At 39.6% G+C, this 13,137-nt stretch carries 12 protein-coding genes; 10 read left to right on the forward strand and 2 right to left on the reverse strand.

What is annotated here, in order from left to right; genetic code table 11:
* The first annotated feature begins 68 nt into the window (after positions 1-68).
* The 6 genes from glgB to ACVC7S_RS03640 all read left to right on the forward strand — a co-directional run bounded on the left by glgB (position 69) and on the right by ACVC7S_RS03640 (position 7,658).
* Entirely contained in the window at positions 69-1,964 is a 1,896-nt protein-coding gene (gene glgB / locus ACVC7S_RS03615) for a 1,4-alpha-glucan branching protein GlgB (protein WP_447266214.1), read from the forward strand.
* A 161-nt stretch (positions 1,965-2,125) separates the two neighbouring features.
* Positions 2,126-3,268: a glucose-1-phosphate adenylyltransferase gene (locus ACVC7S_RS03620; protein WP_447266215.1), complete on the forward strand. Its 1,143-nt coding sequence runs from the start codon at positions 2,126-2,128 to the stop codon at positions 3,266-3,268.
* On the forward strand, positions 3,258-4,397 hold the full coding sequence (gene glgD / locus ACVC7S_RS03625) for a glucose-1-phosphate adenylyltransferase subunit GlgD (protein ID WP_447266216.1): 1,140 nt from the start codon (positions 3,258-3,260) through the stop codon (positions 4,395-4,397). The genes ACVC7S_RS03620 and glgD overlap by 11 nt, the downstream gene beginning before the upstream one ends.
* Positions 4,394-5,827, forward strand: coding sequence for a glycogen synthase GlgA (gene glgA, locus ACVC7S_RS03630; protein ID WP_447266217.1), 1,434 nt, complete (start codon positions 4,394-4,396; stop codon positions 5,825-5,827). The genes glgD and glgA overlap by 4 nt, the downstream gene beginning before the upstream one ends.
* A gap of 61 nt (positions 5,828-5,888) precedes the next feature.
* A complete protein-coding gene (gene serB / locus ACVC7S_RS03635; protein WP_447266218.1) occupies positions 5,889-6,533 on the forward strand; it encodes a phosphoserine phosphatase SerB in 645 nt (214 codons plus the stop codon).
* Between the two features lie 9 nt (positions 6,534-6,542).
* Entirely contained in the window at positions 6,543-7,658 is a 1,116-nt protein-coding gene (locus tag ACVC7S_RS03640) for a glycerate kinase (protein WP_447266219.1), read from the forward strand.
* Here the strand turns inward: ACVC7S_RS03640 and ACVC7S_RS03645 are convergent.
* Both ACVC7S_RS03645 and ACVC7S_RS03650 read right to left on the reverse strand, forming a co-directional pair.
* Complete coding sequence (locus ACVC7S_RS03645; protein WP_447266220.1) at positions 7,655-8,101, reverse strand: DUF1694 domain-containing protein; 447 nt, start codon at positions 8,099-8,101, stop codon at positions 7,655-7,657. The two genes, ACVC7S_RS03640 and ACVC7S_RS03645, sit on opposite strands and share 4 nt — an antisense overlap.
* 76 nt (positions 8,102-8,177) lie before the next feature.
* Positions 8,178-8,648: a hypothetical protein gene (locus ACVC7S_RS03650; protein WP_268725186.1), complete on the reverse strand. Its 471-nt coding sequence runs from the start codon at positions 8,646-8,648 to the stop codon at positions 8,178-8,180.
* A gap of 310 nt (positions 8,649-8,958) precedes the next feature.
* Here ACVC7S_RS03650 and eno point away from each other — a divergent pair, with 310 nt between their 5' ends.
* The 4 genes from eno to ACVC7S_RS03670 all read left to right on the forward strand — a co-directional run bounded on the left by eno (position 8,959) and on the right by ACVC7S_RS03670 (position 13,019).
* Positions 8,959-10,263 (forward strand): surface-displayed alpha-enolase, encoded by a 1,305-nt coding sequence (gene eno / locus ACVC7S_RS03655; protein ID WP_000022813.1) that lies wholly within the window; start codon positions 8,959-8,961, stop codon positions 10,261-10,263.
* A gap of 124 nt (positions 10,264-10,387) precedes the next feature.
* Entirely contained in the window at positions 10,388-10,882 is a 495-nt protein-coding gene (locus tag ACVC7S_RS03660; RefSeq protein ID WP_447266221.1) for a YkgJ family cysteine cluster protein, read from the forward strand.
* A 202-nt stretch (positions 10,883-11,084) separates the two neighbouring features.
* Positions 11,085-11,921 (forward strand): AraC family transcriptional regulator, encoded by an 837-nt coding sequence (locus ACVC7S_RS03665; protein WP_447266222.1) that lies wholly within the window; start codon positions 11,085-11,087, stop codon positions 11,919-11,921.
* A gap of 183 nt (positions 11,922-12,104) precedes the next feature.
* The gene (locus ACVC7S_RS03670; protein ID WP_447266223.1) at positions 12,105-13,019 is read left to right on the forward strand and encodes a peptidase; all 915 of its coding nucleotides are present in this window, start codon (positions 12,105-12,107) and stop codon (positions 13,017-13,019) included.
* Positions 13,020-13,137 lie beyond the last annotated feature (118 nt).

Here is a 13,137-nt window from a genome sequence, read left to right on the forward strand (position 1 = left end):
TTGAAAGTTCCCTCAAAAGATAGTATAATAGAAACATAGAAAACGCTTACATAAAGAAAGGGGATTGAATGAACAATTTTGAAGCTTTAAGAACCTTTACAACTGGAGAGAATATCCATCTTCAGCATTATCTCGGAGCACATAGAGAGGAGCTTAACGGAGAATTAGGGTATACATTTAGAGTTTGGGCACCAAATGCTCAAGCAGTTCATTTAGTAGGTGACTTTACTAACTGGATAGAAAATCAAATTCCTATGGTTCGAAATGAATTTGGGGTTTGGGAAGTTTTTACTAGCCTAGCTCAAGAAGGGCAAATCTATAAATACCATATCACTCGTGCAAATGGTCATCAGATTATGAAGGTTGATCCTTTGGCCCTCCGTTTTGAAGCTCGCCCTGGTACAGGAGCTATTCTAACAAATATTCCTGACAAGAAATGGAAGGATGGTCTTTGGTTAGCTCGTAGAAAACGGCTAGGTTTTGCGGAACGTCCAGTCAATATCTATGAAGCGCACGCTGGGTCTTGGAAGAGAAATCCAGATGGTAGTCCCTATAGTTTTGCACAACTAAAAGAAGAGTTGATTCCTTATCTTGTTGAGATGAACTATACTCACATTGAGTTCATGCCTTTAATGGCGCATCCGCTTGGTTTGAGTTGGGGCTATCAGCTCATGGGGTATTTTGCTCTAGAACATTGCTATGGGCGACCTGAAGAATTTCAGGATTTTGTTGAGGAATGCCATTTAAATAACATCGGTGTAATTGTGGACTGGGTTCCAGGTCATTTCACTATCAATGATGATGCCCTTGCTTATTATGATGGAACTCCGACTTTTGAATACCAAGACCACAACAAGGCCCATAACTACGGTTGGGGAGCTCTTAACTTTGACCTTGGGAAGAATGAAGTTCAGTCTTTCTTGATTTCTAGTATCAAACATTGGATTGAGTTTTATCATTTAGACGGTATTCGAGTAGATGCGGTTAGCAACATCCTCTATCTCGACTACGATAATGCTCCATGGACTCCAAATAAAGACGGCGGGAACCTCAACTACGAAGGCTACTATTTCCTTCAACGTTTAAATGATGTAATCAAGTCAGAGCACCCAGATGTGATGATGATAGCGGAGGAAAGTTCGTCAGCTACCCAAATTACTGGTTCGAAAGAGTCAGGTGGACTTGGCTTTGACTATAAGTGGAACATGGGCTGGATGAATGATATTCTTCGTTTCTATGAGGAAGATCCTATTTATCGTAAGTATGATTTTAATCTAGTGACTTTCAGCTTTATGTATGTTTTCAAAGAAAACTACCTCTTACCATTTTCACACGATGAAGTCGTTCACGGCAAGAAGAGTATGATGCACAAGATGTGGGGCGATCGCTACAATCAATTTGCCGGCTTGCGCAATCTTTACACCTATCAAATTTGCCACCCTGGTAAAAAATTGCTCTTTATGGGAAGTGAATACGGTCAATTTTTAGAATGGAAATCTGAAGAGCAATTAGAATGGTCAAACTTAGAAGATTACATGAACTCTAAGATGAAACACTTTACTTCGCAGCTTAATCAATTTTACAAAGATCATCGTTGTCTTTGGGAGATTGATACTAGCTATGACGGTATTGAAATCATCGATGCAGATAATAGAGACCAAAGTGTCCTCTCCTTTATTCGCAAGAGTAAAAAAGATGAGATGTTAGTCTGCGTCTTTAATATGGCACCAGTTGAACGTCAAGACTTTACAATCGGACTTCCTGTCGCAGGTGTCTATGAAGAAGTTTGGAATACAGAATTAGAAGAATGGGGAGGAGTGTGGAAAGAACACAATCAAACAGTTCAGACTCAAGAAGGCTTATGGAAAGATTATGAGCAGACCTTGACCTTTACCCTGCCTGCTATGGGAGCAAGCATCTGGAAGATTAAGCGTCGTTTGAAACCGACTAAGCAAAAAGAGTAGAATGCTATTGATTTGGTAATGATGTAAGATGTTACTAGTTGGTTTACTTGGATTGGACTTGAAACACAAGAAAAATGGACTTCCTATTATTTTTATAAAAAGTTTGACTTCCGACCTTCTTACGATTTTAACGTTCACATGTCTATAAAAAGGAGTAGAAAATGAAGAATGAAATGCTAGCTTTGATCCTTGCGGGTGGGCAAGGAACACGTCTCGGAAAACTCACTCAAAGCATTGCCAAACCAGCGGTGCAATTCGGTGGGCGCTACCGTATCATTGACTTTGCGCTTTCAAACTGTGCTAACTCTGGGATTCACAATGTCGGTGTCATTACTCAGTACCAGCCTCTCGCCTTGAACAACCATATCGGAAATGGGTCCAGCTGGGGCTTGGATGGTATTAGTTCAGGGGTCTCAATCCTGCAACCTTATTCCGCAAGTGAAGGAAACCGTTGGTTTGAAGGGACCAGTCACGCTATCTACCAAAATATCGACTATATTGATAGTGTTAATCCTGAGTATGTTTTGATTCTTTCTGGTGACCACATCTACAAGATGGATTACGATGATATGCTTCAGTCCCATAAGGATAACAATGCCAGTTTGACAGTAGCTGTCCTAGACGTACCTCTCAAAGAAGCTAGCCGTTTTGGTATCATGAATACAGATGCCAATAACCGTATCGTTGAATTCGAAGAAAAACCTGCTCAACCTAAGTCTACAAAGGCTTCTATGGGGATTTATATCTTTGACTGGAAACGACTTCGCAATATGCTTGTTGCTGCTGAAAAGAGCAATGTGGATATGTCAGACTTTGGGAAGAACGTTATCCCTAACTATCTCGAGTCTGGTGAAAGTGTCTATGCTTATGAATTTAATGGCTACTGGAAAGACGTTGGTACGATTGAGTCACTTTGGGAAGCCAATATGGAGTATATTTCACCAGAAAATGCCTTGGATAGCCGTAATCGTCAGTGGAAAATTTACTCAAGAAACTTGATCTCACCACCCAACTACTTTGGTGCGCATGCACACGTTGAGGATTCATTGGTCGTGGATGGTTGTTTTGTAGATGGAACGGTTAAACGTTCGATTCTTTCAACAGAAGCACAGGTTCGTGAAGGGGCAGAAGTTGTTGATTCTGTCATTATGAGTGGTGCTATTATTGGCCATGGAGCAAAGATTACTCGTGCTATTATTGGTGAGGGTGCCATTATTGCAGACGGCGTAGAGATTGACGGAACTAACGAAGTACAAGTAGTAGGATACAATGAAGTAGTGGGGGTAGCAACAGATGAAGATTGATAAATATTCAGCCATTTTAGGAAACACAGTAGGTTTTCATGATATGTCAACGTTAACAGAACACCGTCCGGTGGCTAGCTTGCCTTTCGGTGGGAAATACCGTTTGATTGACTTCCCCCTTTCCAGTCTTGCCAATGCAGGAGTTCGTAGCATATTTGGTATTTTCCAACAAGATAATATCAGCTCAGTATTTGACCATATCCGTTCAGGTCGTGAGTGGGGCTTGTCAACCCTTCTAAGTCACTACTATCTAGGAATTTATAATACTCGTGTTGAAAGCAGTACAGTTGGGAAGGAGTATTACCAACAGCTTCTTACTTACTTGAAACGTTCTGGCTCAAACCAAACTGTTTCGATTAACTGTGATGTGCTGGTGAATATTGACTTGAATCAAGTCTTCCATCTACACAATACAACGAAAGGTCCGATCACAGTTGTATATAAGAAACTTCCAAAGAAAGACATTTCTGATGTGAATGCTATCTTGGAAATTGATGAAACTGACCATGTTCGTTCGCACAAACTCTTTGATAACAAATCTACGGATGAACTCTTCAATATGTCTACAGATATCTTTGTTGTGGATACTCCTTGGTTGATTGAACGACTTGAAGAAGAGGCTCAGAAAGAATATCCTGAAAAGCTGCGCTATGTTCTTCGTGATTTAGCTGCAAAAGAAGGAGCTTTTGCCTACGAATACACAGGCTACTTAGCGAACATTCATTCTGTTCAGTCCTATTATCAAGCAAACATCGATATGCTTGAATCTAAAAAATTCTACTCTCTTTTCTCACCAAATCAAAAAATTTATACCAAAGTTAAGAATGAAGAACCAACCTACTATGCGAATACTTCAAAAGTAAGTACTTCTCAGTTTGCTTCTGGTAGTATCATTGAGGGTGAAGTAGTTCAGTCAGTCCTATCTCGTAACATTTATGTTCACAAAGATAGTGTGGTGAAGGACAGCATTTTATTCCCTCGTGTTGTGATTGGTCAAGGTGCCCAAGTTGAGTATGCTGTATTAGATAAAGGTGTTGAAGTTGCGGACGGTGTTGTCATTCGAGGAACAGCAGAACATCCAGTTGTAGTTAAGAAGGGTGAAACAGTAACAGAGGACATTTATTCATGAAAATTTTATTTGTAGCGGCAGAAGGAGCACCCTTTTCAAAAACAGGTGGTTTGGGCGATGTCATCGGTGCACTTCCCAAATCACTTGTAAAAACGGGGCACGAAGTTGCAGTTTTCTTGCCTTATTATGATATGGTAGAAGCAAAGTTCGGTGACCAGATAGAGGATGTTCTCCACTTTGAAGTTAGTGTAGGATGGCGTAGACAGTACTGTGGTATTAAAAAAACTGTCTTAAATGGGGTTACTTTCTACTTCATTGATAATCAATATTATTTCTTCCGCGGTCATGTGTACGGTGATTTTGACGATGGTGAACGCTTTGCCTTCTTCCAACTGGCTGCTCTAGAAGCAATGGAACGCATTGACTTTATCCCTGACCTTCTCCATGTTCATGACTACCACACAGCTATGATTCCCTTCTTGTTAAAAGAAAAGTACCATTGGATTCAAGCATATCAAGGAATCAGAACAGTTTTAACTATTCATAATTTGGAATTTCAAGGTCAATTTTCTGAAGGAATGTTGTGGGATTTGTTTGGTGTTGGGTTTGAACGCTATGCTGATGGCACCCTTCGCTGGAATGATTGCCTTAACTGGATGAAGGCTGGTATCCTATACGCGGATCGTGTCTCAACCGTATCTCCTAGCTATGCACATGAGATTATGACTAGTCAGTTTGGTTGCGGTTTGGACCAGATTCTTCGCATGGAGTCAGGTAAGGTTTCGGGAATTGTTAATGGAATCGATACTGATCTCTATAATCCAGAGACAGATGCTCTTTTAGACTATCATTTTGATAAGGAAGATTTGTCTGGAAAAGCTCAAAATAAAGCAAAATTACAAGAGAGAGTTGGGTTACCAGTGCGAGCAGATGTTCCTCTAGTTGGGATTGTCTCTCGATTGACCCGCCAAAAAGGCTTTGATGTTGTGGTAGAAAGCTTGCATCGTTTCTTGCAAGAGGACGTTCAAATCGTTCTTTTAGGAACAGGAGATCCTGCTTTTGAACATTCCTTCTCATGGTTTGCTCAAGTCTATCCTGACAAACTATCAGCGAATATCACTTTTGACGTCAAACTGGCTCAAGAAATTTACGCAGCTTGTGACCTTTTCCTCATGCCGAGCCGTTTTGAACCATGTGGCTTGTCACAAATGATGGCTATGCGCTACGGAACTCTACCATTGGTTCATGAGGTTGGCGGACTAAGAGATACAGTTCAATCCTTCAATCCGATCGAAGGAACTGGTACTGGATTTAGCTTCGACAATTTAACACCATACTGGCTTAACTGGAGTTTCCAAACAGCCTTGGATGTTTATAAGTACCAGCCGGACGTTTGGAGAAATCTACAAAAACAAGCTATGGAATGTGATTTCTCATGGGATACAGCTTGCAAGTCTTATCTTGATTTGTACCATAGTTTAGTCAACTAATAGATAAAATCGTATGATTCTTTCATACGATTTTTGGGCTGTTTAGAAAAGAGGAGAAGTGATGACTCAAGTAATGGGGCTCTGTGTTATGGATGTTGATGGCACCCTGATAGAAGAGGAAGTGATTGATCTTTTAGGAAGAGAAGCAGGTTGCGAAGCCAAAATTTCGCAGATTACAAGCCAGGCAATGCGAGGTGAATTGGACTTTGAAACAAGCTTAAGAGCAAGAGTGGCTTTGTTAAAAGGTCTTCCGATTTCAGTCTTTGATACTGTCTTCAAATCCATTCACCTGTCCAAGAATGCTCAAGAATTTATCTCCATACTTCAAAACAAGGGCATGCTAGTAGGTCTAGTGTCTGGTGGATTTAGTCCGATTGTTGAGAGATTAGCAAAATCCCTTGGTATCTCCTATTTCTCTGCTAACCAGTTGGAAGTCAAAGACGGCTTTTTAACTGGAAAATTAGTCGGTGAAATTGTGACAGGTCAAGTAAAAAAAGCTATTCTAGAGAAATGGAGAAAGGAATTAGGACTTTCCAAAGAAAGAACGATTGCCATCGGTGATGGTGCCAATGACCTCTTGATGTTAAAGTCAGCAGGTCACGGCATAGCCTTTTGTGCCAAGGAGGTCGTAAAAGCAGAGATAGCTTGTCATGTAGATACGAGGGATTTTTTGGAAGTTCTTCCTTTGATTGATTTCTTAGAATGAGAGGAAACTATGAAAATTGTAATTGCACCTGATTCTTTTAAAGAAAGTTTGACAGCAGAAGAGGTCGCTCAAGCTATAAAAAAAGGCTTCAAACAGTCAATGGCGGATGTAGAATGTCTGCTCTGTCCTGTTGGTGATGGTGGGGAAGGAACTGTAGATGCTATTCGACATTCTCTTGAACTCGAAGAAAAATGGCAAGAGGTTACGGGACCTTTTGGTCTTAAAGAAGCAATGCGCTACTTTCAAAAAGATCAAATAGCGCTCTTTGAAGTTGCTGACTTGGTTGGTCTTGGAAAGATTCCCCAAGAGAAACGAAAACCTCTTCACATCCAAACCAGAGGTATTGGAGAGTTGATTCGCCATCTCATTAATCAAGGGATGAAAGAAATCTATATCGGAGTTGGTGGTACGGCTAGTAATGACGGTGGGATAGGTATTGCTGCTGGTTTAGGTTATCGTTTTTATGATAAGAAGGGAAAAGAATTGCCTGCTTGCGGTCAGACTTTGCTTGAGTTCGAGTCAGTTTCAAATAGCAACTTGTATAGGATTCCTGAAGATGTGAAAATCCGCATTTTAGCAGATGTCGTGAGCCCTTTATGTGGTCATCAAGGAGCGACCTATACATTTGGAAAACAAAAGGGCTTGGATCCTGCTTTGTTTGAGACAGTAGATTTGGCTATACAGCGATTCTATGAAAAATTCTCACCTTCAACCCTTTCTTTGAAGGGAGCAGGAGCTGGCGGTGGCATTGCTGCTGGACTCTGTGCCTTTGCTGAGGCCAGTATTGTATCTGGAATTGACACTTGTTTGAACTTGATAGACTTTGACAAGCGGGTTGAAGATACTGACTTGGTTATCGTTGGAGAAGGCAGACTGGACAGTCAAAGCTTCGCTGGAAAAGCTCCTATCGGTGTAGCAAAAAGAACTCCTAAGGGAGTTCCAGTTATCGCTATTTGCGGTAGTCTTGCTGACGATTTGCCTCCCCTACCATTTGAAAATATAGAAGCAGCATTCTCTATCCTAGAGAAAAGTGAGCCTTTAGAAGACAGTCTGAAAAAAGCAAGCCTCTATTTGGAGCACACAGCAGCTAATATTGGGCGTTTACTAAAGTTGAGGAAGGATTAGCCGAACCACTTTTTCCAGATGGACTTTTTAGAGGCCTCTTCCTTTTTCTCTTCCCATAGGTTTGGAAAAGCCAGTCGAAGATCCTTCTCATCCACTTGAACAGGTTCGTTCGAATGAATAACTAGGCCTAAAGGAGAAGAAGCGTGATCTTCTGATACAATCGTAGCTTGACTATTGGTTTTCTTAGCTTCCTTTAAGTAGAATACTTGTTTGTCAAACTCGATAGTTGGCGAAATCTTCACAAAAAGAGGTTCTGTCTTTTCTTGAAAATGTTCCAAAATTTTTAAAAATCCCTTTTGTAACTGAAGGCTATTGGCTGTCTCAACATCCGCATAGCCTAGAACTCTTTCCTCGAAAGTGCCGAGAAAACGACGTTGTTCATCCGGGTTTAATTTTGGCCCACCATGAGCTTTTTCTAGTAGTTGTTTTGATAAATCTGTCATAGTTTTATTTTACCATAAATAACGTTGAAGTCCAAAATAAAATCTCCTTCTATACTTAGAAGGAGATCAATACTACTTAATTATTCTTCTTGATATATTCTAATATATCTGAAACTTTTTTATCAAGTTCAGAAAAAATAGTGAAATCTTTAGAAATCAAGTATTTATTAAGTTCTTCTTTGTTTGTACCTGTTTCAGAACTTCCATCAGTCTTACTAATTAAATAAGAACCATTTGAATACAAAATTATATTCTCGCCAGAGGGAAGTTGCATAGTGTAAGATCCGCCACTGTCTTTTGAAACAAAACTACCATCAGGACCTTGGTATTGATAGGTTTTATCTTGGTCTAGATATACAAGCGAAACTCCATCTTCCTGTAAAATTGTAAAATCTTTGCCATTGGTTCCAATTTTACTACCATCAGTATAAGTAATAGTAGAAGTTCCGTCACTATTTTTTTCAACAATCTTGTTACTATTATGTGAGCAAGCTGTTAATAAAAAAACTGCTAAAAACAAAATAGTGAAAATGGATTTATTTTTCATTATTAGTCTCCTTAATTATTTGTCTTATAATATGGTAACAAATTTAAGTCAATTTTTAAAGTGATTTATCGATTTGATATAAAATTGTAAAATATTTTATCACTATGCATTCCTTAAATTGTTACTTATTGACACTATCCACTAATTGAGAGACAAAAAAATTTTTAACTAGAATTAACGGAATGATTTGAAAGCGATTACTTTATAAAGTTAAGGAAAATTTGCACAAAGATAACGTTTTTTCTTGAAAAACGCTTATTTTTAAGGTATCATAGAGGTGTAAAAAATTTAACTCAAAGGAGAGTAAAAAATGTCAATTATTACTGATGTTTACGCTCGCGAAGTCCTAGACTCACGCGGTAACCCAACACTTGAAGTAGAAGTTTATACTGAATCAGGTGCTTTCGGACGTGGTATGGTTCCATCAGGAGCTTCTACTGGTGAACACGAAGCAGTTGAACTTCGCGACGGTGACAAATCTCGTTACGGTGGTCTTGGTACACAAAAAGCTGTTGACAACGTAAACAACATCATCGCTGAAGCAATCATCGGCTACGATGTACGTGACCAACAAGCTATCGACCGTGCTATGATCGCACTTGACGGTACTCCTAACAAAGGTAAATTGGGTGCGAACGCAATCCTTGGTGTGTCTATCGCTGTAGCTCGCGCTGCTGCTGACTACCTTGAAATCCCACTTTACAGCTACCTTGGTGGATTCAACACTAAAGTTCTTCCAACTCCAATGATGAACATCATCAACGGTGGTTCTCACTCTGACGCTCCAATCGCTTTCCAAGAGTTCATGATCTTGCCAGTTGGTGCGCCAACATTTAAAGAAGCTCTTCGTTACGGTGCTGAAATCTTCCACGCTCTTAAGAAAATCCTTAAATCACGTGGTTTGGAAACTGCCGTAGGTGACGAAGGTGGATTCGCTCCTCGTTTCGAAGGAACTGAAGATGGTGTTGAAACTATCCTTGCTGCGATTGAAGCTGCTGGTTATGTTCCAGGTAAAGACGTATTTATCGGATTTGATTGTGCATCATCAGAATTCTACGATAAAGAACGCAAAGTTTACGACTACACTAAATTTGAAGGTGAAGGTGCTGCTGTTCGTACATCTGCTGAACAAATCGACTACCTTGAAGAATTGGTTAACAAATACCCAATCATCACTATCGAAGATGGTATGGATGAAAACGACTGGGATGGATGGAAAGCTCTTACTGAACGTCTTGGTAAGAAAGTTCAACTTGTTGGTGACGACTTCTTCGTAACAAACACTGACTACCTTGCACGTGGTATCCAAGAAGGTGCTGCTAACTCAATCCTTATCAAAGTTAACCAAATCGGTACTCTTACTGAAACTTTCGAAGCTATCGAAATGGCTAAAGAAGCTGGTTACACTGCCGTTGTATCACACCGTTCAGGTGAAACTGAAGATTCAACAATCGCTGACATCGCAGTTGCAACTAACGCTGGACAAATCAAGACTGGTTCACTTTCACGTACAGACCGTATTGCTAAGTACAACCAATTGCTTCGTATCGAAGACCAACTTGGTGAAGTAGCTGAATACCGTGGATTGAAATCATTCTACAACCTTAAAAAATAATCGTTGATTTGACAACGTTTTAAGCCCCTCGGATTTTATCCGAAGGGCTTTTTATGTGCAATACTCAAAAATGAAAAATAACTTATGGTATAATAGACAAAAATACTTGTATTAGAAAGAAACTATGTCTAAAGAAATTGATATTGAGTACTATCACCAACTAGCCTTACAAAAGCAAAAGGAGCACCGAAAAGTCTTAGCCAATCTAAAGAAAAAACCTCCTAAAAACTTAGATAAGATAGCCCAGCAGATTCACGAAGAAGTTTTTTCTGAGATTGATTGCACTGCCTGCGCTAACTGTTGCAAGACATTGGGGCCTGACTTCAAGGAAGCAGATATTACCCGTATTGCTAAGTATTTCAAGATGAAATTACCAGCCTTTGAAGTAGAGTTTCTCCAGGTGGACGAAGACGGTGACAAGGTTTTTAAATCCATGCCTTGCCCCTTTTTAGGTGGAGACAATCTCTGTTCTATCTATGATGTTCGTCCAAAGGCCTGCCGGGAATTTCCCCATACAGATCGTAAGAAGATTCATCAAATCAACCATTTGACGATTAAGAACACCTTGACCTGCCCAGCAGCTTATCTCTTTGTTGAGAAATTAAAGGATAAGTTATAGAAATTTACACCTTTAGATCTTGTACAAAGATTCTAGGGTGGAAGTATCTGATATCTGTTAGACTATAGATAGAATTGAACACGACCTAAAAGCTGTTCGAAAAAGAAAAAATTTCTAGGACTAGCAGCTCTAGCGTCAATTTTTCTATTTTCACTTTGCTTTTAAGGACTTTTGTATCTTGTGGAGGTAAGAAGAAACGAATATGATGCATCAATTCAATCAAACCATGGATTATTTGGAGCAGCAGCTGACTGGAGAAGTGGATATGAAAAGATTTCAGCAGCTATCAGGCTATTCTTATCCTCTTTTTAGCAGAATCTTTTCCATCATGGCTGATATGACCTTGGCAGAATATTTGCGCAATCGCAGGCTGTCAGAAGCAGTGACAGACTTGCGGGGAAGTACTGAGAAAGTCATTGATATAGCACTAAAATACGGCTATGAGTCTGCGGATGCCTTCAGTTCAGCCTTTAAGAAATTCCACGGGGAAACTCCCTCAGAAGTTCGAAATGGAAAACCTTATCGAGTCTTTCCTAGACTTCAATTATCCTTAAAGATTACAGGAGGAAAGAACATGGATATCAAGATTCAAAAGAAACCTTCTTTTACTGTAGCAGGCGTTCTATTGGAAGCTATTGACAATAGCCAGTGTCCGTCTGCATGGGAGCAGCTCTATGCAACTCACAGTTTTGAAAGCCTAGAAGGTTTGGGTAGCGGCCAATCCTTTGGCGTCTGCTCGGATGTCAAAGAAGGCGAAATTATCAACTATATGGCTGCTTATGATGTGACAGATAAAGCTAAAGCAGAAGAACTAGATCTGTCAATCAAAGATATACCAGCAGCTGAATATGCAATCGTACCAGTCAAAGGTCCTATACCAACAAGCATCCAACATGCTTGGAAATATGTTCTAGAGATTTTTTTCCCAGAAACTGGCTATCGCCACTCAGGAGCGCCAGACTTTGAAGTCTATACCGAGGGAGACATGTCCTCACTTGACTATCAAATGGAACTCTGGATACCAGTGATCAAGGACTAGATCATTTTCTGATTTTTTATAAAGATGCAAACTAAACTCTGTGGAAAGAATCTCTACAGAGTTTTTAATTGTTGACATTCATGTCCGTAAATCACAAATACCATATTTTTTGTTTGGATTTTATGGGGCATGAGTATCGTTTTCTCGGTATAATAGTCCCATAGAAGATAAGGAGGCATGAATATGCAGATTTATTTTGGAGATGTGTCGCTTTGCTATAGCTATTCATTGGCAATGGCACTAGAAACCTATGGTTATGACTTTAAAGCAGAGTTTTTAGAGGCAATTATGGTGATGGGAAATGGCGCTAGTATCGTAAAGGAAGATGAGGAGCACCCTTTAGTATTCTTTGATAATGGAATGCCAGATCTTTCCATCTCAAATTCTTTAAAAATACTAGGGTTTGACTATGAGGACTTCTATATAAAGGATGGATCGGAAGTAGATTTGAAAGAGGTTAAAGGAAAGTTGGAAACATTTCTGTCCAATGGACCTGTCGTACTGGGACCTCTTGATATGGGCCATCTGACTTACAACCCCAATCACACAATCCTTTATGGTGTGGATCACTTCGTAACCGTGTATGGCATTGATGATCAGTATCTCTATTTGCATGATCCAGCTGGTTTTGCCTGTATGAAGGTTGCTTTTAATGACATATTAGAAGCTTGGAAGGCGGAGGCTATTGACTATAAGCGCGGATCTTACTCCATGTGGGGAAATTTTAAGAAGGTCAAGAGTCCTAGTCAGACTGAAATCTATAAGGAAACAGCAAGGATTATGAAAAACCGATATCTGAATGGTCAAAATGGTGTTTTGAAATGCTATGCAAAAGCAGTTGCTGAAAATGGCTTAAATACAGAGCAAAAACAATTGCATCAGTATTTCAGCTTTAAACTTGCTGCTGTTCGAAATCTCTATCTCAGTAAATTCTTAAAAGACCATGATCCCGAAGGGGCCAGATTAAAAGAAGAATTGGCTTCTTTATTTGGCCAAGCCCATCTTTCATGTTTAAAAGAAGATTACCAAGAACTAGCTCACTTGCTCTATCAGATAGCAGAAGTAGATGGTCGCTTTAGAGATTTATATGTAAACTAGTGACTATAAGCATAAAAAATAGTTCGTAAAAGCAGTTCTTCGTAAAATGAAGAACTGCTTTTTGATTATGGTTATGGTATAATGAAGTAAGAAAATAGCTTATTCTACTTAAAAATGA

It is taken from the genome of Streptococcus sp. Z556 (genome assembly GCF_053010225.1).